Origin of the sequence: Variovorax atrisoli 110B (assembly GCF_000382045.1) — a bacterium.
GTDB lineage: Bacteria > Pseudomonadota > Gammaproteobacteria > Burkholderiales > Burkholderiaceae_C > Variovorax > Variovorax atrisoli.
The window spans coordinates 88009-109623 of the sequence record NZ_KB907462.1 but is presented as its reverse complement, the minus strand read 5'-3'; the positions used below and the strand labels follow the sequence as shown (position 1 = coordinate 109623).

General features: G+C 66.5%; 19 protein-coding genes. 9 read left to right on the top strand and 10 right to left on the bottom strand.

All coding sequences use genetic code 11. From position 1 onward, the window contains the following. The first annotated feature begins 14 nt into the window (after positions 1-14). Positions 15-971 (top strand): LysR family transcriptional regulator, encoded by a 957-nt coding sequence (locus G369_RS0128195; RefSeq protein WP_019657419.1) that lies wholly within the window; start codon positions 15-17, stop codon positions 969-971. 71 nt (positions 972-1042) lie between these two features. Here G369_RS0128195 and G369_RS0128190 read toward each other — a convergent pair whose 3' ends face one another. Genes G369_RS0128190 through G369_RS0128170 form a run of 4 tightly spaced genes read right to left on the bottom strand, consistent with a single transcriptional unit; the run spans position 1043 to position 5233 of the window. Further along, entirely contained in the window at positions 1043-2215 is a 1173-nt protein-coding gene (locus G369_RS0128190) for an acyltransferase family protein (protein ID WP_019657418.1), read from the bottom strand. Beyond that, positions 2212-3033, bottom strand: coding sequence for a class D beta-lactamase (gene blaOXA, locus G369_RS0128185; RefSeq protein WP_026346706.1), 822 nt, complete (start codon positions 3031-3033; stop codon positions 2212-2214). The genes G369_RS0128190 and blaOXA overlap by 4 nt, the downstream gene beginning before the upstream one ends. A 50-nt stretch (positions 3034-3083) precedes the next feature. Continuing rightward, positions 3084-4853: a M56 family metallopeptidase gene (locus tag G369_RS37255; protein WP_019657416.1), complete on the bottom strand. Its 1770-nt coding sequence runs from the start codon at positions 4851-4853 to the stop codon at positions 3084-3086. Beyond that, a complete protein-coding gene (locus G369_RS0128170; RefSeq protein WP_019657415.1) occupies positions 4850-5233 on the bottom strand; it encodes a BlaI/MecI/CopY family transcriptional regulator in 384 nt (127 codons plus the stop codon). Before G369_RS0128170 ends, G369_RS37255 begins: the two co-directional genes overlap by 4 nt. Positions 5234-5403: 170 nt before the next feature. Between G369_RS0128170 and G369_RS0128165 the strand changes: the two genes are divergently transcribed. Then, positions 5404-5949: a PM0630 family protein gene (locus G369_RS0128165; RefSeq protein WP_019657414.1), complete on the top strand. Its 546-nt coding sequence runs from the start codon at positions 5404-5406 to the stop codon at positions 5947-5949. Positions 5950-5991: 42 nt separating this feature from the next. Here G369_RS0128165 and G369_RS0128160 read toward each other — a convergent pair whose 3' ends face one another. The 3 genes from G369_RS0128160 to G369_RS0128150 all read right to left on the bottom strand — a co-directional run bounded on the left by G369_RS0128160 (position 5992) and on the right by G369_RS0128150 (position 9390). After that, entirely contained in the window at positions 5992-6774 is a 783-nt protein-coding gene (locus tag G369_RS0128160) for a citryl-CoA lyase (protein ID WP_020723321.1), read from the bottom strand. A gap of 11 nt (positions 6775-6785) precedes the next feature. Continuing rightward, positions 6786-8339, bottom strand: a complete 1554-nt coding sequence (locus G369_RS0128155; protein ID WP_019657412.1) for a class I adenylate-forming enzyme family protein — start codon at positions 8337-8339, stop codon at positions 6786-6788. Between the two features lie 61 nt (positions 8340-8400). Then, positions 8401-9390 carry a tripartite tricarboxylate transporter substrate binding protein gene (locus G369_RS0128150; RefSeq protein WP_019657411.1) on the bottom strand — a complete coding sequence of 330 codons (990 nt, stop codon included), beginning with the start codon at positions 9388-9390 and terminating at the stop codon, positions 8401-8403. 188 nt (positions 9391-9578) lie between these two features. On the opposite strand from G369_RS0128150, the gene G369_RS0128145 reads away from it, so the two are divergent. After that, positions 9579-10415: an IclR family transcriptional regulator gene (locus tag G369_RS0128145; RefSeq protein WP_019657410.1), complete on the top strand. Its 837-nt coding sequence runs from the start codon at positions 9579-9581 to the stop codon at positions 10413-10415. A gap of 38 nt (positions 10416-10453) precedes the next feature. On the opposite strand, the gene G369_RS0128140 is transcribed toward G369_RS0128145, so the two are convergent. Further along, on the bottom strand, positions 10454-10666 hold the full coding sequence (locus tag G369_RS0128140) for a hypothetical protein (protein WP_019657409.1): 213 nt from the start codon (positions 10664-10666) through the stop codon (positions 10454-10456). Between the two features lie 469 nt (positions 10667-11135). On the opposite strand from G369_RS0128140, the gene G369_RS38780 reads away from it, so the two are divergent. Further along, complete coding sequence (locus G369_RS38780) at positions 11136-11636, top strand: TcpQ domain-containing protein (RefSeq protein ID WP_026346705.1); 501 nt, start codon at positions 11136-11138, stop codon at positions 11634-11636. 409 nt (positions 11637-12045) lie between these two features. Here the strand turns inward: G369_RS38780 and G369_RS0128130 are convergent, their stop codons facing one another. After that, positions 12046-12840, bottom strand: coding sequence for a phosphodiesterase (locus G369_RS0128130; RefSeq protein ID WP_019657407.1), 795 nt, complete (start codon positions 12838-12840; stop codon positions 12046-12048). Positions 12841-13019: 179 nt separating this feature from the next. Continuing rightward, the gene (locus G369_RS0128125) at positions 13020-14393 is read right to left on the bottom strand and encodes a replication initiation protein (protein ID WP_019657406.1); all 1374 of its coding nucleotides are present in this window, start codon (positions 14391-14393) and stop codon (positions 13020-13022) included. 550 nt (positions 14394-14943) lie between these two features. On the opposite strand from G369_RS0128125, the gene G369_RS0128120 reads away from it, so the two are divergent. From G369_RS0128120 to G369_RS38775, 5 genes are all read left to right on the top strand, one after another. Beyond that, positions 14944-16194 carry an AAA family ATPase gene (locus G369_RS0128120; protein ID WP_026346703.1) on the top strand — a complete coding sequence of 417 codons (1251 nt, stop codon included), beginning with the start codon at positions 14944-14946 and terminating at the stop codon, positions 16192-16194. 336 nt (positions 16195-16530) lie between these two features. Continuing rightward, a complete protein-coding gene (locus G369_RS0128115) occupies positions 16531-17616 on the top strand; it encodes a ParB/RepB/Spo0J family partition protein (protein WP_026346702.1) in 1086 nt (361 codons plus the stop codon). A 1439-nt stretch (positions 17617-19055) separates the two neighbouring features. Then, complete coding sequence (locus tag G369_RS0128110) at positions 19056-19319, top strand: hypothetical protein (protein ID WP_019657403.1); 264 nt, start codon at positions 19056-19058, stop codon at positions 19317-19319. Then, positions 19316-21175 (top strand): site-specific integrase, encoded by a 1860-nt coding sequence (locus G369_RS0128105; RefSeq protein ID WP_019657402.1) that lies wholly within the window; start codon positions 19316-19318, stop codon positions 21173-21175. Before G369_RS0128110 ends, G369_RS0128105 begins: the two co-directional genes overlap by 4 nt. Before the next feature lie 259 nt (positions 21176-21434). Then, a complete protein-coding gene (locus G369_RS38775) occupies positions 21435-21587 on the top strand; it encodes a hypothetical protein (protein ID WP_019657401.1) in 153 nt (50 codons plus the stop codon). The last annotated feature ends 28 nt before the right edge of the window (positions 21588-21615 follow it).

The following is a 21615-nucleotide window of genomic DNA, read 5'->3' as shown; positions in this document are numbered from 1 at the left end:
AATGGAGGTGCGGCTTGGACCATGACGACGACATCGAAGGCGACGCGTCCCTTCTCAGCATCAGGCTGCTGCGCCTGTTCGACCTGCTCTACAGCACGAACAGCGTGACGCGGGCGGGCGAGGCCATGGGCCAGAGCCAGCCGACCGTGAGCAACTGGCTCGGACGCCTGCGCCGGCAATTGGGCGACGATCTTTTCGTGCGCACCCCCACGGGCATGCAGCCCACACCACGCGCGCAGGAGCTGATCGTGCCGGTGCGGGAAGCCCTGGCCGCACTGCGACGCGTGGCCGCGCCTGCAGAGCCCTTCGACCCGTCGATCGCGACACGGCGCTTTCGCATCTGCATGACGGACGCCAGCCACATCACCCTGCTGCCGCGCCTGCTGGCGCACGTGCGGGCAGTCGCGCCCGGCGTTCGCCTGGAGGCCGCGCGCATCGACGAGCAAACCTCCCAGGCGCTGCAATCGGGCGAGGCAGACCTCGCGATCGGCCTGGTGCCCCAGCTGGAATCGGGCTTCTACCAGCAGGTCCTCTATCCACAGGACTGGGTGTGCCTGGTGAACGCGCGCCATCCGCGCATCGGCGCCAAGGGATTGGGCCTGCGCGAGTACAAGGCCGAGGCCCATGTCGGCATCGTCGGGGGCACCGGTGTGCTGCTGCTGGAGGCGGCACTGCAGCGGCAGAAGGTCGAGCGGCGTGTCTTGCTCGAACTGCCGGGGTTTCTCGGGCTTGCGGCCGTCGTGTCCACGACCGACCTGATCGCTACCGTGCCGCGCCACATCGGCGAGACCCTCGCGAACTCGAATCCCGGCGTCCTGAAGGTCCACGATTGCCCGGTGCCGGTACCGCCCTTCACCGTCAAGCAGCACTGGCATGCGCGCTATCACCAGGACCCGGCCAGCCGCTGGCTGCGCGCGTCTTGCGAAGCGCTGTTTGCTTCGAAGAGGGTCAAGGGCAGGTCGAGCAGCTAGCTGAGGCGCACGCCGCTCCCGCGCCCGAGCTGCAACCATCACCCCCAGTGGCAGCGGGCCTGCGAGCCCTGTCAGTTCTTCAAACTGCTCGCTGGATCTCCGGTGCCCCTCATGGGGTTCGAGGCTGCGATGCGGCGGCGAATCCGCGAGTTGAGGGGCTCACTGTAGAAACGAGCGATGCCTTCGCCCACTCCCAGCGTCAGGATCAGGAAGGCGCTGAGCAGGAACATCTTCTCGTCGCCATCGGCCAGCCGGGGCGGGAACATGGTCCGCAAGCCTCCCAGCAAGACGAGGTGGAACAGGTAAAGCTCATAGCTGCGCCGCCCAAGCCATTCGAATGCACGCCCCAATCCCATGCGAGTGCTGGTCTCTCCACCTGATCGATCGCTTGTACCGAGCAGCAGGATGGCGGTGCCGAAGGACATCGCAGTAACGCCCAGGACATTGCTCTGCGAGATGGGCCAGTAGAGGTAGAGGAAGACCATGGAGGCTGCCGTGCCGATCTGAAGCAATCCTCTTGCACGCGCAGTGAGCGTCACACGTTCGGCGAGCAAGGCCATGCAGCAGCCGACAGCGATGCCGTCAAACGATGCGAAGTAGGCGTAGAGGAATCCGGCTTCATCGCCCTGGTGCATCAGGCGGTAGACCGGCGCGAACGCGATCAGCGTCGTCCAGAACAACAGCAGGCGGCGTTCCTGGCGCATCGCCACGCAAAGAATCGGAAAGCAGAGGTAGAACACTTCCTCGACCGACAGGGACCAAAGCACGCCCAGCGCATAGTTGACCCACCCGTAACGATCCAGCAGGACGTTCATCCAGAAGGTCAGGGAGGCCAGGTTGACGAGCCAGAGGGAGATCGGCGCTCCCGAGGCCGGGCGGTTCTGGAAGATCGCGATGCCCGCCCAAGCCAGGAGGTTGACGACCACCAGCAGAAGCAGGAGACACGGCACGATTCGAGCCACGCGCATGCCGTAGAACTCCAGCGGCCTGATCTTTTCGAGGGCACCCCACCGCCTCTTGGCATTCGACGTGATCAGGAAGCCGGAGATGACGAAGAACATCGTCACGCCGTAGTTTCCGTTGCGAACCAGCGCTCGCACCGCCTCCCAGCCCATGGCACGTGCAAGGAGCGTGTCCTCGAGCCGATAGGCGATGTTGAAGTGGTGCAGCAGAACGAGCAGGATCGCAATGCCCCGCAGCACGTCGATCCGCGCGCTGCGTCGATCGTCGCCGACGGCGGTCACTTCGCCGTGGGACCGAGAAGTGCAGGCAGCGTCGGCAGGAGCGAATCACGTACACGCAAGCCGGTGGGCGGCGATGCCTTCTTCTCGTCCTGGTCCAACCGTGCGAACACGAAGGATTTTTTTCCCTTGGTGATCCAGCCCACGTACCAGCCGTATCCATGCGCCTCGTCGCTGGAACCATCGGGCATCTTGGGGTAGGCCGTGCCGGTTTTTCCGTGCGCAGTCCATCCGTCCGGCAGTTCGATGGCCTCGATGGTCCGGCGCGTCATCTCGGACGCGCCGCGCGATACGGGCAACTGGTCGTGGATCAGCTTTCTCACGAAGCCGATCTGCTCCAGAGGCGAGATTTTCAGGGAGGACGAGACCCAGGACCGCTCCAGTCCATTGCCTTTCCCTGGGTCGCCCGATACGTCGGCGTTGCCGTACGCGAACTCCTCGGCATAGCGTGCAAATCGCTCCTTGCCCAGTGCATACGTCACCCTCTGCGAGAACCAGAACACCGAGTACTTCAGCCAGCGCTGGGGATCCGTCGGCTGCTTCCAGCTCTCGTTCCATGCGGGATAGCCTTCGCGAAAGGGCAGCACGGGCGCATGCTCGTTCTTCAGGAATCCGGAATCGAAGCCCATCAGGGCAAGCGCGATCTTGAAGGTGGACGCAGGCGTGACCCTTTCATCACACTGCCCCTGCTTGACGACGAACTCACCGGTGTCGGCATCCGCGATCACGGTACATAGCGTCCGGGCATGCGCCACGGGAGCCGCAAGCAGCGCGGCAATACAGAGGGGAACGGTGGGAGCAAGGCGACGCAGTGTCTTCATTCGATGTCGAGTTCGCAAAGGGATTGGATGATGGCGACGTGAACCGGCCGTCAGGCACGATGCCCTGCGGCAATGCCCTGGAGCGCGTTTCGGATGTTGGTGGTGTCTTCGGCCAGTGCTGCCGTCCCGCTGGAGTTGAGCAGCACCATCGTGAAGCTGCGTCCCGAAGAGCGCAGGCGCATGACCAGGCAGCGCCCTGCCGCATCGATGAATCCCGTCTTCGACAACTGGATGTCCCAGCCTCGCTGGCCGACGAGGGGATTGGTGTTGCGGTATTCGATCTTCCTGCCGTCGATGTCGATGGTGTCGGCGGCGATCGTGGTTCCCTGCGCGATGGCCGGATAGCGCGAGGCTGCAAGGGCCACCACAGCCATGTCGGCCGCAGTGGAAGTGTTGCGCGCGGAAAGTCCCGTGGGCTCGCTCAAACTGGTATGCGCCAGACCCAGTGCGGATATCTTGGCTCGCAGCGCGGCCTCGAACGCGGCCATGCCTCCGGGATACCGCCTGGCGAGCGCATAGGTCGCACGATTGTCCGAGGACATGAGCGCAAGCCGCACGACCTCCCTGAAGGGCAGGTTCGTTCCCACGGGAATCCCCACGCGCTCGCGATCCGCCCCGCCGGCATCGATCGCGTCGATGCTGACCATGGCTTCCATGTCGGGCCTCGCGTCGAGTACCACCATGGCGGTGACCAGCTTGGTCAGCGAGGCGACGGGCGCGACTTCTGAAGCGTTCTTCTGCAACAGCACGCGTCCCGAACTGTCGTCGATCAACAAGGCGTGATTCGATCGGATCGAGCCACCAAGTGCCTTGATCGCGTCATCGGGGGCGTGCGCAACCGCATCGTGGACGGGTTCCGCCCGGAGCGTGACGAGCGCAACGCCTGCCGCCAGCACCGCGAAGGTGGCGGCAGGAACAACGGCCCTCCAATGCGGCGAGCGATGACCTGGACGCACCAGTTGCCGGATGCGGTCCGAAAGCTCGCCTCTGCCGGCAAATTGCCCGAGGAACGGCGTCGGCGCAGAGCCGGGATCGAGATGGCTCAATTGCTCCAGCGCCAACGCGAGCCGGCGAGGTTCACCGAGATAGCTGGCTGCGAGTTCATCCGCGATCTTCTCCCGCTCGATGCGGATCTCGCGGGACAACCACCACACGACCGGGTGGTAGAACACCAGGGCTTCCACGGCAACCTGCAGCAGGTTGAACAGGTAATCGAAGCGCCTGATATGGGCAACCTCATGCGCCAGCAAGGCCTCGAGCAAAGGGGCCGGCATCTGCGTCAGCAATGCGGCGGGCAGCAGGATGACCGGGCGCCACCAGCCCGCGGTGAGCGGCCGTTCGAGCCGGGGCACGATGCACAGGGAGATGTGGCGGCGAATGCCCCAGTGCGCGGCCATGCGCAACACGTGCGTCTGCCATTTCGCATCTTCCCGGCCACGATGGCAGGCGGCTGCGCGAGCGACCCAGAGCAGCCCGGAGGCGAGGCGTATCGACATGGCGACAACGCCAAGCAGCCAGGCCGCCACCAGCCAGGGCATGAAGCCGCTCGGGAAAGCGGCCGGCCATCCATCCCAGTTCCTGACGCCCCATGCGTCAGGGGCTGCCGCGCCGGTGCCGAGGTACCGGTACGCGTCGAGGGCGGGTATGGCGACGCAAAGCATCAACGCTCCAAGAAGCAGCGCATAGCGGGTTTGCGGTCTGCCGTGGCGCAGCGATCTCAGCAGGACGGCGGTTGCCATGCCGAGCAGAGCGCCCTTCCACACGAAATGCAGCAGCGCGTGACCCAGGGCGTCGACGACGCCGAGGGGCAGATCGCTCACTGGTCCTCTCCGTGCAGGATCTGCCGTATCTCGGCACGCTCCTCCTGCGTCACGTGTCCTCGCAATGCGGCCAGAACCAGCGCCTTCCCTGAGCCGGCGAAGGCCTTGTTGATCAGCTCCTTGAGCAGATTGGTCTGAAGCGCGTTCTTCTTCTGGGCCGCCGCATAGACATGGGACCGCTCGCTCTCGTCGCGCCGCAGCAGCCCCTTGGCATGCATGAGCTGAAGTTGCCTCAACACGGTGGCGTAGGTTGCTTCGGGCCGGTCGGCCTGCACGGCCAGATGAACCTGCTTCACCGTCGCGGGGCCGAGTTCCCAGAGGACGCGAAGCAGGTTGAGTTCGGCCGGCGTGGGCTTGATCGGGCGATTTGACTTGGGCATGGAATCCGCCAACGGGGCGGGTCGATGTTTATCTAGAACAAATATTCTAGAACATCTTTTCTAGATCGATCCCTTCGCCTGAAGCCCTCGATCGATCGGCCTTCGAAGCATGCCGGCACGCGCGTCCGATGGCTTAATCTCTCGCCCGTCGCCGACCGAGTTCATATCCCATGAAACGCATTCGCCACCTTCTCGTTCTACTCGCCGCAGCCGCTTGCACCCACGCGGGCGCTCAGACGACGGGCGCCGCATCGCGCAGCGCCGTCGCCGAATCCAACGCCGCCGTGTTCAAGGCTTGCGCCGAGGCTGCGGCATCGAACGCCGCGTGTCCGCTCGACGCGACCTTCGGCCTCGTCCGGCTCGCGCCGAACAACGAAGTGCTGGACTTCAGGGTCTCGAACACCGTCCCCCTGGCGGTCGGCCAGGGCTACGGATGGGCCCTGAAGCTCAACCGCAAGAACGGCAAGGTGCGCGTGCTCGAACGCATGACGTTGCCGGAAGCCCCGAAGACATGGGGCACCGGCGGCCAGGCTCACGGCATGTCGGCGGACCGAAAGACGCTTTCGCTGGACGCGACCCTGACCGTCTACGACGGCACCATCTCGAAGGCCTGGGACGTGGTCAAGGGCGACCCTCCCGGCCGCTACCTGATCAGCGTCTACGTCGAGGGCTCCGCCCCCGTGCAGTTCGAATTCGAGGTCGTCGCTCCACGGTGACCACCGCCCCGCAGGCTCGGCCGCGCGCCGACGTCGGCGCCTTTATCGCGGCGCCTCGGCTGCAGCCACGAACGGGATCGCGTGCTCGACCGTGTCCCAGATGAAGCGGCCGGACGGGCTTTGCTGCTCCTCGACGATGTGCGCCACCAGGCCCGCCGCGCGCGAGATGACCGCGAAACCGCGCATCACGGCGGTGGGCACGCCGATCTCGCCGAGCAGGGCCGCCACGGCGCCCGTGGCATTGATCGTGATGGGGCGCCCCGCCACCGCGTCCACCGCCGCCGACAGGCGCTCGAGCGCGCGCACCTTGTCTCCGGGCAGTTCGGGCTCGGCACGTGCCATGTCGAGCAGCTTGTAGGCGCGCGGATCGACCGGCTTGTGCAGGTGATGGCCGAAGCCGGGCACCGCCGCCTTGAGCGCCTTGTGCTCGCGCGCGATCTCCAGCGCTTCGGCGTCCGCATCGGCGGCTGCGCCGATGCGATCGAGCAGGCCCGAGCAGTTCTCCATCGTGCCGACGAAGGAACTGCCCACCGCGAGCAGCCCCGCAGAGACGGCGCCCTGCAGGTTCTCGGGCGCGCTCATGTAGACCAGGCGCGTGGCGATGGCGCTGGGCGTGAGGCCGTGCTCCATCAGCACGATCAACACGGCGTCGGTGATGCGCAGGTCCACGCCGCGCGGCGTGCGGTTCAGGATCTGCTTGAGCAGCGCCTCGGTGAAGGTCTTCTTGCCGAGCAGGTCCTCGACGAGGTCGTCGTCCCGGTAGTGGAGGCTGGTGAGCGTATGGGTGCAGAGGCCCGTCACGGGCGTGGCTGGAGCGTCGGGCATGGCGTGGTCTTTCATTGGACGGTGGCGGTTGAAGAGGAAGAAGAGGTGGCCGAGGTGGCGGCCCCGCCGGCCACTGCGCGTTCGCGCACGGCCGCCTTGAGCACCTTGCCCACGGGCGAGCGAGGCAGGCTCTCGTAGAAGTGGACCTGCTTGGGCGTCTGCACGGGCCCCAGGCGTTCGCGCACGAAGGCGATCAGCTCGGCGGCCGAGACCTGCGCGCCGGGGCGCAGCTGCACGGCGGCCTGCACCGCCTCGCCCCACTTGTCGTCGGGGATGCCGAACACCGCGCACTCGTGCACGGCGGGGTGCTGGCCGAGCGCGTTCTCCACGTCCACCGGATAGACGTTGAAGCCGCCGGTGATGACGAGGTCCTTGAGCCGGTCCTTGAGGTACAGATAGCCGCGATCGTCGATCAGGCCGCGGTCGCCGGTGTGCAGCCAGTCGCCCACGAGCGTCTCGGCGGTCTTGTCGGGCAGGCGCCAGTAGCCGCTCATCACCAGGTCGCCGCGCGCCACCACCTCGCCGACCTCGCCTGCAGGCAGCAGCCGGCCATCGGGCGCCATGATGGCCACGTCGCTGTACCACGTGGCGCGGCCCACGGCCGCCCAGTTGCGCTCGTCCTCGAAGTCCTCGGGCCGCATCACGGTCAGGATCTGCGGCGCCTCGGTCTGGCCGTAGGTGGTGCCGAGCACCGAACCGAAGAAGTCGCGCACCTGGCGAATCTTCTCGGGCGGCATCGGCGCTCCGCCGTAGATCAGCCGGCGCAGCTGAGGGAAGTCGGCGCGCGATGCGCCCGGCAGCGCCATCAGCATGTAGACCAGGGTGGGCGGCATGAAGCACACCGTGCCCCCGCGCTCGCGGAAGGCCGTGCGCACCGCCTGCGCGCCGCCTTCCGCCAGCAGCACGTGACAGCCGCCCTGCGCCAGGATGGGCAGGAGATAGGTCGAGGTGCCGTGCGTGATGGGCGCGGCCACGATGTAGCGGTCGTTCGCGTCGAAGCCCCAGGCATGGATCTGGTTGACGATCGTGGCCATCCAGGCGCGGTACGGCTGGATCACCCCCTTGGGCGCGCCGGTGGTGCCCCCGGTGAACTTGATGGCCTGCGCAGCCTCGGGCGGCAGATGGAACGACGGCCGTGCGGCACCGGCATGGCGCGCCGTCAGCGACGCGACGGTGGGTTCGCCGGCCGCTGCTTCGCCGCAATGGATGCGCGCGCCCGGCGCGCCTTCGAGCAGGCCGGCGCAGCCTGGCTCGACGACGAGGATCGAAGGCTCGGTCGCGTCGACGATGCGGCGCAGCTCGGGGCGGGTGCTCTTCGGATTGAGCGGCACCCACACCTTGCCGCAGGCCAGCACGGCCAGCAGTGCCGCGATGTGCCCGGCGCTGTTGTTCGCGCAGATGCCCACGCGGCTTTGCGGTTCGGGGTCGAGGGCATTCAGTGCGGCGGCGAGCGCGGCCACCTGCGCGGCGAGCGCGTCGTAGCGGATCGGGCCCTCGGGGGCATCGATGGCGATGCGCTCGGGCCAGCGCTGGGCAGCACGCCAGAAGAAGTCGATCGGAAACATGCGGTGGAGGCTCCTTGTCGGCGTTGTCGGGGTTGAGCTTGGGGGTTGCCTTGGCTGCGATCTATTCGGCCTTGGCGCCCGAGGCCTTGACCACCTCCCGCCAGCGCTTGATCTCCGCCGCGGCGAGGGCGCGCATCTGCTCGGGCGTGCCGGCTTCGGGCGTGGCGCCCAGGTCCCTCAGGCGCTGGCGCACCTCGGGTGCGGCCATCACCTTGTCCAGCGCGGCGTTCAGGCGCTCGATCACCGGATGCGGCGTACCCGCCGGTGCGGCCAGCCCGAACCACGACTGCACGTCGAAGCCCGGGTAGCCCGACTCCGCCACCGTGGGGACGTCGGGCAAGAGCGGCGAACGCTGCGCGCTCGTGATGGCGATCGCGCGCAGGCGTCCGCCCTGCACGTGGGGTAGTGCCGAGGGCATGTTGTCGAACATCGACTGCACCTGCCCGCCCAGCAGGTCGGTGATCGCGGGTGCGCTCCCCCTGTAGGGCACGTGCAGCATCTTCAGGCCCGCCTTCATCTTGAACATCTCGCCGGACAGGTGGATGGACGAACCGCTGCCCGAGGAGGCGAAGGTGATGCCGTCGGGCTGCTCCTTCGCGAAGCGCAGGTAGTCGGCCACGCTCCTGATGGGCAGCTTGGGGTTGACCACCAGGATGTTGGGAATCTTCGCGATCAGGCCGACCGGCTCGAAGTCCTTCACCGGGTCGTAGCCGAGCCGCGCATAGAGCGAAGCGTTGATCGTGTTGGCGATGGTGTAGACGTAGAGCGTGTAGCCGTCCGCCGGGGCGCGCGCCACGGCCTCTGCGCCCACGTTGCTGTTGGCGCCCGTGCGGTTGTCCACGAGCACGGGCTGTCCGAGCTGCTCGCCGAGCCGCACCGCGACCAGGCGCGCGACCACGTCCGTGGCGCCTCCCGCGGCATAGCCGACCACGAGCTTGATCGGCTTGGACGGCCAGGCCGCGGGCTCGGCCCGTGCGGGAAGGGCCGCGCTGCAAAGCAGCGCGGTGGCAAGTGCCAGCAGCCGCCGGCGGGATGCGGTGGGGGGAATCATGTCGTGTTGTCTCCTTCGAGGTCTCGACGTCGGCGATGGCCCCTGCCAACAGCCCTGCATTTCGCAGGCGGCCGATGCGTCAGCGGGGAATTCTTCGGCAGGCCCGACCAGCGCACCAATCGAAACGTCCGGCAGGCGGACGTTTTGGGCACACTCGGAGGTCCCGCTCCCGCCCCGAGATCCACCGCATGCCGACCCGCCGCCCCTCCACCAACCTCGATCCCGAGCCCGCTTCGACGACCCCGGCGCGCGGCCGATCCGGCAGCGAGCAAGCGGAGGACGGCGGCGGCCGGACGCTTCGTCGCGGCCTGCAACTGCTGGACGCCGTGCTCGCGGCCGACCGCGAGGGACTCCGCGTGGTGGACCTGTGCCGCATCGCGCAGCTGGAGCGCGCGACGGTCCACCGATTGATCGCCACGCTGGTGGAGAGCGGCTACGTGGCGCAGCGCGGGCGCTTCCGCTACGTGGCGGGGCAGCGGCTGGCCGCCCTGGCGCTGAACGATGCGGCGCCGAACCTGGCGGCGCGCCTGCGCCCCGTGCTGGAACGGGTGAGCACGGCATGCGGAGACGCGGCCTTCGCCATCGTGCGCGAGGGCGCCGCCTCGCGATGCATCGCGAGGCACGTCGGAACGCACCCGATACAGATCCTCGTGATCCAGGTCGGAACCCGCCAGCCACTCGGCGTGGGCGCGGCGGGGCTGGCCCTGCTGTCGGCACTGCCCGACGATCAGGTGAAGGCCGCCATCGCAGCCAACGCGACGAGCCTGCCGCGCTACGGCGGGATGACGCCCGAGCGGATGGCGCTGCTGGTGCAGGCCACGCGCGAACGGGGCTGGTCGGTCATCGGCAACCATGCCACCGACGGCGTTCTCGCAGTGGGCATGGCGGTGCACAACGCCGACGGCGAACCCTCGGCCGCCATCAGCGTGGCCTCGACCCTGGAGCGCATGCCGCGCGAGCGCCAGCAGCTGATCGCGCGGCTGATGCGAGACGCGCTTGCCGCGTTGCTACCGGCAGGGGTGTGAGCGCCGAGCCGGCGCGAAACGAACCTGATGCCTCGCCCTCACTGCGGCCGAAGCCGAGAGAGCTCCGCCCGCCCCAACGGCGTGATGCGCAGGATCACCGCGCCGCGCCCCTCGCCCTTGCCGGGCTCGGGAAGGTTGGCCTCGATCAACTGGGCGGCCACCAGCACGGCGGCCCGCTGTATGTCGGCCTCTTCGTGGATGGCCAGGGGAAAGGAAGCCTCCTCGATGCGCCGCAGAAAGTCCATCGGCATTGCAACTCCTCAACAGTTCACTCCGAGGCGGAACATAGGGATCGGCCCCGCCAGTTCAAGAAACGCAAGGGCCCCACGGCATGCGGCCTCCGGACAGGTCAGCTGCCACGGACACCGCGTCCCCGACCGGGGTTTCATGTTGAGTACAAAAGGATTAAACTCCACCCCGGACAGCCATTCTCTCCCTCCTCCCTCCACCGGCTGTCCATTTGGCCCGCTTCGGCGGGTTTTCTTTTTGGAGGAGGCAGGTCAGCGCATGGTGGGTCAAGCCCCAAGCGCTTTGCTGTCGGGGATGGCTGTTTCGGCAGGGTCACGAGGCGCCCACGGATGCCCATCGGCAGCGCGGTTCGACCGGTCCGAAGCAGATCACGACCTCGCGAGCCGGATACCATCAGAAATGGTGGCCGGCTGCGACATGGTGGCTGTGCGCGGTGGCCCCGGAATCGAACTGTCAGAACACCGTCAATCTGTGAATTCGCCGCTCGGAAGAGCCCTGCTCCATCCATCGACCTGGGCAGCCCTCGGCGCGAGCCTCTTCACCACCCTCGCCGGTGCCACCGCGGGAGTGCAGGTGGAGAAGATCGGGCGGGACATGCCCGCGGCCGTTGCCCTGCCTGCGCCGGAAGCTGTGCTTCCTGCGCAGGCCGCGACCGACACCTCGGCAGCGGATGCCGCCGCGTTGATCGACCGGCGAGTCCGCGCAGTGCGTGCCCACTGGCCGATCGAGGACGAGTCGTTGCGGCTCGTGATCCTGCGTTGGGGCAACGCGGTGGGCGTCAGCGTGCAGTGGGACAGCACTCGCGACTACACGATCACGCCGGAGGTCCGTTCCGCGAGCTTCAGCGGGTCCTTCAAGGAGGCGCTGTTCCAGCTCGCGCAGAAGTACCAGATGCTCGATGCGCCCCTGCTGCTCGAGTTTTCGCAGGACGGCACCATCCTTCACGTGCGCGACCAGGAAAGCACCCGCTAGTAGCTTGCCGGCGTCACAGGCGATTCGCCCCTTAGCCTGCTGCAGCGTTTCTGTCGGCACCAGCGGATCAGCGAGCCAAGGAACCAGCAGCTGCTCCAGCCGTGCAGAGACGAGATGAGGCCGCGGGGAAGCGCGAGACGATGTCTTCCCGCAGGAAAGTTGTCCCATGGCTCTGTGGGAAACTTTGTGGATAACACAGGGACAACATCGGCGTTGCCAGCAATCATGCGGGTCGCCGCCAGAGTGCCTGTATTCGAGGCAATCGCCTCTTGACTTTTTGCCGTGACACGCTCGCTCCTGCTGCTGTCGCTTGGATATGTGCGCCCAGCGCGGTCTTCGGTCAATTGCAGGCGAATGATCGAACGACAGCTCCTCCCGCGCAGGAGCGCTCCCTCGTCGCTCGCCGTGCTCAGGCGAATCCGTAGGGACCCGCGAAAGCGCCGATGTGGCTCACGTGGCTGACCATGCCGTGGGCCTCGTCCCACAGGTGCAGCATGCAGCCGCGCGGTCCGATGTGCGACTGCGGCGGCGCGTCGGCGGCAAGCTGCAGATCGATCTCGGTGGTGGTGCTCGGGCAGGAACAGACAACGGTGCCAGCCCATCGGCGCAGCATCGTGCGATGCACGTGGCCGCACAGCACGAGTTCGACGTTGGGTGCACGGCGAACCACCGCCTCCAGTTGCTTTGTCTCCATGCAGCGGTAGATGTCCATGTAGGGGATCCCGCTGATGAAGGGCGGGTGATGAAGCATGAGCACGGTGGGCTTGGCGGTGTCCTGCGCGAGCGTGTGCGCCAGCCACTCGACCGCCTGCGCGTCGACGTGTCCGTGGTGCTTTCCGACGGGGCACGAGTCGAGCCCGATGAAGCGCACCGGATGGTCGTCCACGCACCAGTGCAGAGCGCCTTCGGCCGGCAGATAGGGCTGGTCCCGAAAGGCGATGCGGAAGTTCTCGCGGTGATCGTGGTTGCCGGGGATCACGAGGAAGGGAATGCGCGATGCCGAGAGCAGCTCGCGGACCATCGCGTATTCCTCGGGCCGTCCCTCGTCCACGAGATCGCCGGTGATCAGCAGCAGGTCGGGCACGCGGTCGAGCGTGTGCAAATGTGCAAGTGCTTCCGCAAACATCTGGTTAGAAGCTGCGACGCCTTGGTAGAGCACGCCTTCAGGCCGGATGTGCGGATCGGACAACTGTGCGATGAGCATGTGCTTCCTAGGGAGAACAGACCGCCATGGTGCAGCCGGGCGTGGAACGGGGCCATACGCCCGACGGCGCAACGGTGAAAGTGTCCGGAGCACAGGTGAGGCAGGTGCTTCGACGTCGAGGCTTGTGGGGGAGACCTTCGATCGCTCAGTGAGCGCCCGCTCGCGCCCGCCGGCACCGCTCACATGCCGGCGACGCCCTGCGCCAGAGCGAAGTCGAGCAGCACGCGGTCGGAAGGCTCCTCCGGCCAGGTGACCTGGGCGAGCCAACGATGGAAGGTCGTTCCCGCGATGCGGCTGGCCGGTCCGTCGCGCCGCCAGGCCCGCGCAATGGGCGTGGCGATCTGCGCGAGCCGTTCGGTCTCGAAGCGAGAGCGCATTTCCGCCTGCATCGCCTCGGGCATCTCCTTGTAGAGCGCCTTGGCCTTTTGCATCCGGTCGTTCTCCCACAGTTCACGGATGCGATGCATGCGGTCCTCGCCGCTCGCAGCGGGCGCGGCGCGTCCTTGCGCGAGGGCGGGCGCGGACGCGGGTTCGGAGACTTCGATCGCGCCTTTCACGCCTGCGTATCCCTTCTTGAGCGCATCCTTGAAGTACGCCGCCGGCGACTTGAGCGCCGGCAGCGACTGGCTGCGAAGACGCTGCTCTACATGCTCGAGCGTGCCGCGCAATTGCGCTTCGTCGGTGGTGGCGTACAGGTCCTGGGCTTCGTCCTGCTTGATGCCGAGCGCGATGAGCTTGCCGACCAGTTCGAGGTCGAAGACGTTGCGGCTGGGATCGTCAGCGGCGCCGAGCCGCTGCTGCACCTTGGGCAGGACGCGGAACTGGATCTCCTCGATGCGGCGCCCGCGCTTGTGCTCGATCAGTTCGAGACTGAAGTCCTCGCACAGGGCGTCGATCTCCGCGAGCGCCTTGCTGATCACGTCGCGCTTGAGAAAACGGTAGTCGACCTCGGTGATGTCGCTGCGCCCCGTGAGAACCGCGGCCCACCACAGGACGTCCTCGCGCATCGACAGACGGCTCGGCGAGGTGAGATAGCGCGCGCCGATCTCGTAGAGCACGGCCGCGGGATAGCTGCGCATCTGGCCGCTGATCTCCAGCAGCACGCGCGTGTACTGGTGCGGTTTCACCAGGCGTTCGCGGATCTCTTCCGGGTAGCGCCAGGTGATCGTGCACGGTCGCCCCCTGCCCTGCTCCTCGATCGTCACGGTGCCGAGCAGTTGTGACGACACCCAGCGTTTCAGGCCTGCGCCGCTGGTCGACCATTCGATGGTGGTCGCCTGCATGTCGCGCAGGTGAGACTTCAGCAGTTCGGTGTTGTTCGAGTTGAAGCGGGCGTCGCCGATGAGCTCGCTGAGCGCGAGCTTGTAGACGGGTTCGTCCACCCCCTGGCGCTGCGAGTGGTACAGCAGTGCGTTGTAGATGCGGCGGGACAGCAGGGTCAGCCGGCCGCGCTTGGGGCGGATGGCGATGGCCTCGTTGGCCTTCGCCACGCTCTGTTCGTCAGGGGCCTGCGCTGGTTTGGGCGGCTGTCGCGTAACTTCGCCGTCTTCCATTGGGGCCTCGTTCGGGGATATGCGGATTCACATCATGCCGCTGTTTTGTGAATCGGTCAATTTACAAAGCTACGAAAGCTCTCTTGAGACTTTGAAAGAGAACACTTGAGGAGGTTGAAGAATTGAGGGAGCTGTTTCTTCAGTCCTGACAAGGGTTTGGAAGCGTTTCTGTAAGTACGGTTGGGATTTGACGTGAGAAGTTTTGGGATTGAATGTGAGCTCGATTGGGGTTTGGGGATGTTTGGCGTGTGGATGGTTGGGATTTAGCGTGAGTGGACTGGGGGTGGTTGCACCCACGCTGGGGGTTGCCGGAGCCTGAAGCCCGTGAATTGACGGGGTCGGGGCTTCTCATCGCCCCCGAATGGCTGTCTCGAGCTCGATTCCGTTCACCTGAGAGGCGGCGGCGGGAGGACAATCCCAATCGATCTCACCTCGGTCCCCAAACGTTCTCACAATCGGAGTACGGCTCGGGGTGCCTGTATCGGCAGTTCTTGTTCATTCGACAGAATCCCATAGAATGGCTAAATTCTGTCGAATAAGGCTGTTCTTCATGGCATTGCCCGTCCCCGCCGGGGTTGGAAACCAGGTTTCCACACCCTCCCCCTCTTCCACCGTCGCTGCATCTCCCGAGCGCGCGCGCATCGATATGCCGCGCATCGCGGCGTTGGCTGTCCGCGCAGGCTCCATGGTCGAGCAGATCCGTGGGCGCCTGCTGGCACCCGAGGCGCGCAAGGTTGCGCCGGTGTATTCCACTGCCCAGTTGGCGGCCCTGTGCGGCGTCGACAAGGCACATGTGGCCTACCGCATCACCAAGGAGGATCTGCCCAGTGGCCGGCTGACGCCCGCTGGCGGCAAGCGCAACTTCGAGCTCAGCGAGCTCCGCGCCTGGACCCGCACGTACCGCGCGGACAAGATGCGACCCGCGGGCAAGAAGGCATTCACGATTGCGGTGGGTAACTTCAAGGGCGGCGTCGCCAAGACGACGACCGCCATGGTGCTGGCACAGGGCCTGAGCCTGCGCGGTCACCGGGTGCTGGCGATCGACACCGATCCGCAGGGCTCGCTCACGACCCTGCACGGTCTGCTGCCAGAGGCTGAGATCAGCGAGGACATGACCATTGCCCCGCTGTGCGACGGCAGCCAGTCCGACATCCGTTATGCCATCCGCTCGACCTATTGGGACGGGCTGGACCTGGTGGCTGCGGCCCCGTTCCTTTTCTCGGCCGAATTCGCGCTGCCCGCGCGGCAGATGCAGGAACCGGGTGCGCGGTTCTGGGACGTGCTCAACGCGGGCCTGGAGAGCGTGCGCGATCTCTACGACGTGATCATCATCGACACGCCTCCTTCCCTGTCTTATGTGACCATCAATGCGCTGTGGGCTGCCAACGGGATCGTGGTGCCGGTGCCGCCGTCCGGACTGGACTTCGCTTCCTCGGCGCAATTCTGGTCGCTGCTGGCAGACCTGGGCGCGAACCTCGATGCGCAAGGCGGCGACATGGCCGGCAAGGCCTTCGATTTCCTGCACGTGCTGCTCAGCCGCGTCGATCCGAGCGATCCCGCCACGCCGGCGGTGCGGCAGTGGATCCAGGCGACGTACGGCGAGTACACGCTGCCCGTCGAAATCCCGAAGACCAGCGTGACGAGCAACAAGGCGGCGGAGTTTGCGACCGTCTATGACGTTCAGAAATACGAAGGCGCTGCCAAGACCTACAAGCGCGCGTCGGACGCCTATGACGCGTTCGTCGATCTGGTCGAGCAGTCCGTGGTGAGCAGCTGGGCAGACAAGGCACAGGTGCAATGAGGCAGGCCACCCATCGATTCACGAAGCTGCGGGCCCAGCGTGGAAACCAGGTTTCCAGCTTCGCATGTCTTGCCCGTCGGGTAGCGATCCAGACCGAAACCCGTGGACTGGTCAGGCGGCGGCATCTCGGCGGCGCGACAAATATCCACCAATGCCCGCCGACAGCGATGCGCATGTGGAAACCAGGTTTCCACGGGCAGGCATCAGTCCTGACCGGCCAGCTGGAACCCAACCTTCCAGTCCATTCAGTGCCGGCGGCTCGCCCGCCCGCACGCAGCCAGGGGCGCGCGGTGCGCGGTACCTGGAAACCAGGTTTCCACCGCCAAGGAGATTCCAATGGCTAGTACCCGCAAACGCCTCGAAGCCCTGACCGCGGGATTGTCGATTCCCGAACCAGCGCCTGCATCGGCGGCGCCCGCGGCCCCGGTTGCGGTGGCGCCGGTCTTTCCAGGTGCGGCAGCATCTGCACCCATGGAAACCAGGTTTCCACCGGCCCAGACTGGAACGATGGCGCCACGCACGGGGCCGGGCCAGATGCTGGCATTCCGCGGCCAGATGCAGGCAGTGGAAGGGGAACTTGCAGCCTTGCGCGAGCGCCTCCAGCAGCATGACGGATCGACGCCGACGCGCAAACTCGACCCCAAGACCATCCGTGCGTCGCGATGGGCGAACCGCCATCCGGCCTCGTTCGAGACCGCGGCGTTCGCCGCGCTGAAGGCCGACATCGAACAGGCGGGCGGTAACGTGCAGCCGATCCTGGTGCGCGCCCTGCCGGATGAGCCTGGCCAGTACGAGCTGGTGTTCGGTCATCGGCGCCATCGCGCATGCCTGGATCTCGGCATTCCTGTACTGGCGGCGATCTGGGTCGACGAGCTTGGTGACATCGAGCTGTTCACGGCCATGGACCGTGAGAACCGCGAGCGCACGGACCTGTCGGCGTACGAGCAGGGCGTGATGTACCAGCGCGCGCTCGACGAGCAGCTGTTCCCGACCCAGCGCCAGCTTGCTGAAAAAGTGGGGCGCAGCCACACCTGGGTGCGCAAGGCGCTGATGGTGGCTCAGCTGCCGTCAGCCGTGCTCGAGTGCTTCCGCAGCCCGTTGGAAGTGCAGCACCGCCATGCGGAGCAACTCAATGCTGCCCTCGACAAGGATCGCCGCAGCGTCCTGAAGCGCGCCGAGAAGGTCCGGGGCCTGAAGCTCGCACCCGCTGCGGTGGTGGCACGCCTGCTCGGCATGGAGGCGGCGGCGAAACCGGAAAAGCTCGCGATCCAGAGCGATGGCAAGACGGTGGGTTCATGCCAGCGCGCCGTCGACGGGACCGTGACGCTGACATTGCTGCCTGGTGCCATGTCTGAAGTGGCATCGGATGCATTGGTCCGATCCGTGGCGGAAACCCTGCAGCGGGTTCGCCTGCTGGGCTGACCGGGGCGCCATTGCGCCTCATGTGAGCACCGTTGGGAAACGAAGCGGGGCCTGAATGTCAGAAGGAGAGGGAAGGGCGCCGCCCTCTCTTCATCTGAATCGCTCGGCTGCGAGGGCGGGCAAGGCCGGCACAGCCATTGGCCGCATCGATAACGCTCCCAGCAAATCGAATGCGCCTATTCGCGCAACCAGGGGGGCTCCATCCTCATCCACGGCATATCGGGCGGAACATGGGGGCTTTGGCTCCTGTGTGCAGAGGGGATGCGAGCAGACGACTCGTGGCACCCCTCCATCTAATCTTGAGGCGATGCTTGCCGGCTGTGCCGCCAATGCCAAAGATGCGCTGGCCAGTCGAGCCGTCAACGCGCTTCCGCTGCCACGAATGCCTCAGCAGCCAGGTGCCAATGAACCTCGATCAAGGCGATCGCAATATCTCCGAGTTCATCCCATCCGCGCTGCGCCGACAACATCGATCGACGGACTCCGAGACATGAAAGCACTGGTTCTGGAAAAGCACACGAACTCAAGCTGCGAGCTCAACATGCCGCTTCAGGTGGGGCCGCGTGACGTGAAGATCTGCATGCACCGTGGATAGAGCACGGCTTCCCGGTTCGGAACATAAATCACGGCCGACCAGCTCCCGGACCGATAGCGCAAAACCTCCGAAGCTGGCTCGCCCGGTGGCGTCGTTCTGTATGTTTGCGCCCACTTCTCAGCAAATTCCTAAATCCCAAATAACCACACATTTCAAATCGGCGAGGTGGGGAGTTAATGCTGCGCCGTCGCTTGGCCTGGGCACTGCGTCGTTCTCGCATTGCGCCTGCAACACGTGCCGTGGAAAGATCGAGATCTAAGGCACGTGGCAGGGGGATTGTTCTTGAGGCGAAGAGGGCCCCGAAGACCGGCTCGCTCACCTGAGCTGCATTTTGTGTCGTCGGACTCGCCCAGTAAGCAACCCCGCATCTTTACGACCCCTCCAACTTCGTACGGCAAAACCTCCGCCAAGTAGCGGCGTGGCCTTGAACCCAAATACGCTGCTACGGCAACCACTTGCAGCACAAAGTGAACCTCGATGCTCAGTAGATGGCACATTCGTCCGCACGTCGGCGTGTCCATCACGGACAAGCCCCGTGAAAATATCCAAGCGAATCAACAAGTTAGCCCCCTCTCCGGTAGTGACCTGTCGAGATTGTCAGCAAGAACAACACAAATTATCATTGATGATTATGTGAGTCGCCATCGCTTCGCCTATCCGCCTACAAAGCCAAGAAGGGGAGCGAGCGATGATCCGGAGCGTCCGCGGTTCAGCGCGGCAGGTAGCATTCAGGAAAAGGTCATGCAAAGGAGGTCGCAGTGAGCACGAGGATCTGGAGAGGGGCCCCCGTTGGGCATGCATGCTGCGCGGTTGCCGCCGGAAGCTGTGCAGAGGAGCTGGCACGATGAGCTCTCATCCCGTTCCGACCCGAGAGGAACTCGCCAGCCTGGAAGACGACGAACTCGAGCGCCTGGCCATCGAGTGGCGCGCCCGCGCCTCGCGCGGTGCCCGGCAAGCCTACGGCGTGGCCCATGCGCTGGAGGTCGAGTGGCGCCAGCGCATCCGCGTGAGCCGCGCCCAGGAATTGCCGCCGCCCGTGGTCGAGCCACGCCGCTGGTGGAAGTTCTGGCAGACCCGGCCAGCATCCGAGGCGTCCTCCTCCCTGTGAAGCCGACCTCCCCGCGCAAGCTTCACCGCGGCCACTTCGCCTTCATGCGCGCGCTCGCGCAGGGCGTCGACGAGCGTGCCAGTTGGGACCGCTACCTTCGGCTGGAAGGCGAGCATGTCGACCTGCGGACGGTGCGCCGCACCATCGCCTGGATCCGCGACGCCTTCGCCGCGGCCGCGCGCCGCGAGCACAAGCCGGGCACGGCGCGCCTGATCCTGCTCGATCCCGAACGCTTCACCGCGACGCCGGCGTTGCCGAGCCTGGCCGAATTCGCACAAGCCGAAGGCCTGGAAGATTTCTCCGAGGCCGAGCAGATCGAGGCTTATGAGGCGGCGTTCGGGCAAGGCGGCGGCTCGGCCGGAGGCCGGCATGGGGGGGGCTCGCGCCGGGCGCGCGTCATCGAGCGCCAACTGGAGGCGCTGCACTGGCTGGAGCGCTTGGTCGCGCAGGACCCGCGCCCCGGCGACAGCGTGGCCGCCTGGCTGCACCCCGCGCTGGCGGAGCGGCTGGAACGCTCGGGGCTGGCGACGCTGGCCCAGTTGGTCGCGCACATCAACGACAGCGGCGCCCGCTGGTGGGTCGAGGTGCAGGGCGTGGGGCAGGGCAAGGCGGCACGCATCCTCGACTGGCTGCATGCCAACGAGCAGGTGCTGGGTCTGCGAGTGAACGCTCACGCTGCTGCACCCCGAGCCCAATTGAACCCATCCACCCTGGCGTCGGTGGTTCCGTCCGCGACCGCGCTGGTGCCCTACGAGAAATTCGTGCTGCCCGCGAACCTGAATGGCCGGGAGGGCGCCTGCCGGGCCCCACGTGAGCTCTGCAATCTGGTGGCAGCAGACGACCACGAAGCCATCGGCGCATGGCTCGCTTCGAAGGGGAATGGCGAGCCCCGGGCGCCCATGACCTCCACCCAGCGCTCCTACCGCAAGGAAGCGGAGCGGCTGCTGCTGTGGTCGGTCCTGGAACACGGCAAAGCCCTGTCCTCCCTCACCGGCGAGGACGCGCAGGCCTACCAGGCCTTTCTCGCGCAGCCGCCCGCCCGATGGTGCGGCGCGCGTCATCACCAGCGCTGGTCGCCGATGTGGCGACCGCTCGAAGGCGCGCTGACGCCGGCGGCGATGCGGCAGTCGCTGATCATCCTGCGAAGCCTGTTCGCCTTCCTGGTGGAGCAGGGCTACGTGACGGGCAACCCTTTCTCGCAGTCGGTGCTGCCGCCGGATGCGCAAGGCCGCCTCGGGGCGAACCGCATGCTGAGCTTCGCGCAGTGGGACCACGTCGACGGACAACTGCGCAGCCACGTGGACACCGAGCCCGGCCGCCGCCTGCGCAGGGGCATGCGCTGGCTCTACGCGACCGGGCTGCGCCTGTCCGAGATCAGCGAAGCGCGCTGTGGAGACCTGCGTCCCGGGCAGCCGGCCCCGGACGGCTGCCCCTGGCTGCTGTCCGTGACCGGCAAGCGCGGCGAGCGCCGCGAGGTTCCGGTGCCACCGGAACTGATCGACGAGCTCGGCGAGGAGCTGGCGCGCCATGGCTTCGACCGCCAGGTCGATGCGCCCGCCAATCGGAGCGTCCCGTTGCTGGCGCGCTTCGGCACGGGGGCCGAGCGCCCGACTGGGTGGTCGGCGTCGGGCCTGTACCAGGCCATCAAGGCTTTCCTTGCCCGCGCCGCGCAGGAACTCGACGCCGCCGACGCCGCGCAACTGAGAAAGGCCAGCACGCACTGGCTGCGGCACTCGCACGGGGCACACGCCTTGCGCGGAAGGGAAGGGCGTGCGCCGATGCCCCTGGCGGCGGTGCAGAACAACATGGGCCACGCGTCGCGGTCCACCACCTCGATGTACCTGCCACGGTCCTGAGCAGGGCAGGTCTCCAGGATCGTCGGGCCTCATCCCGCCTCCAGACTGCCGGGTCTCGAAGGGCTGCGCGCCGAGCTATCGGCAGCGGAAGACAACGCACACCAGCTTTGTCCGACAGCCCCGACCAGCCCGCGGAACGCAGACTCCACTGCCCAACAACCGGAGGAAAGAAGTGAGAAGTCGCAATCGTCGAGACACCCAGCAGCCACAGCCGCAGCCACCGCGGGGGGAGTTCTGGCTCCTGCTCACGATCACGGTGATGATCGTCACCATCGCCCTGCTGCATCTGGCCGTGGAACGAGAGCGCGCCGGAGGAGCTTTCCAATTCGATCTTCAGCTGCTGTCCGCAACGCCGGCGACACCGGCGCAGGGCCCTGAAGCCACGCTGCGTCTGCCCCAAGACATCCGCTGAATCCTCTGAGACCGCACAGGTCCGGCAG

Excerpts from the sequence above, each read along its gene's own strand:
- blaOXA (WP_026346706.1), bottom strand. The coding sequence starts at position 3,033 with ATGAAGACACTGCGTCGCCTTGCTCCCACCGTTCCCCTCTGTATTGCC.
- G369_RS0128170 (WP_019657415.1), bottom strand. The coding sequence starts at position 5,233 with ATGCCCAAGTCAAATCGCCCGATCAAGCCCACGCCGGCCGAACTCAAC.
- G369_RS0128165 (WP_019657414.1), top strand. The coding sequence starts at position 5,404 with ATGAAACGCATTCGCCACCTTCTCGTTCTACTCGCCGCAGCCGCTTGC.
- G369_RS0128160 (WP_020723321.1), bottom strand. The coding sequence starts at position 6,774 with ATGCCCGACGCTCCAGCCACGCCCGTGACGGGCCTCTGCACCCATACG.
- G369_RS0128155 (WP_019657412.1), bottom strand. The coding sequence starts at position 8,339 with ATGTTTCCGATCGACTTCTTCTGGCGTGCTGCCCAGCGCTGGCCCGAG.
- G369_RS0128150 (WP_019657411.1), bottom strand. The coding sequence starts at position 9,390 with ATGATTCCCCCCACCGCATCCCGCCGGCGGCTGCTGGCACTTGCCACC.
- G369_RS0128145 (WP_019657410.1), top strand. The coding sequence starts at position 9,579 with ATGCCGACCCGCCGCCCCTCCACCAACCTCGATCCCGAGCCCGCTTCG.
- G369_RS0128140 (WP_019657409.1), bottom strand. The coding sequence starts at position 10,666 with ATGCCGATGGACTTTCTGCGGCGCATCGAGGAGGCTTCCTTTCCCCTG.
- G369_RS0128130 (WP_019657407.1), bottom strand. The coding sequence starts at position 12,840 with ATGCTCATCGCACAGTTGTCCGATCCGCACATCCGGCCTGAAGGCGTG.
- G369_RS0128125 (WP_019657406.1), bottom strand. The coding sequence starts at position 14,393 with ATGGAAGACGGCGAAGTTACGCGACAGCCGCCCAAACCAGCGCAGGCC.
- G369_RS0128120 (WP_026346703.1), top strand. The coding sequence starts at position 14,944 with ATGGCATTGCCCGTCCCCGCCGGGGTTGGAAACCAGGTTTCCACACCC.
- G369_RS0128115 (WP_026346702.1), top strand. The coding sequence starts at position 16,531 with ATGGCTAGTACCCGCAAACGCCTCGAAGCCCTGACCGCGGGATTGTCG.
- G369_RS0128110 (WP_019657403.1), top strand. The coding sequence starts at position 19,056 with ATGAGCTCTCATCCCGTTCCGACCCGAGAGGAACTCGCCAGCCTGGAA.
- G369_RS38775 (WP_019657401.1), top strand. The coding sequence starts at position 21,435 with ATGATCGTCACCATCGCCCTGCTGCATCTGGCCGTGGAACGAGAGCGC.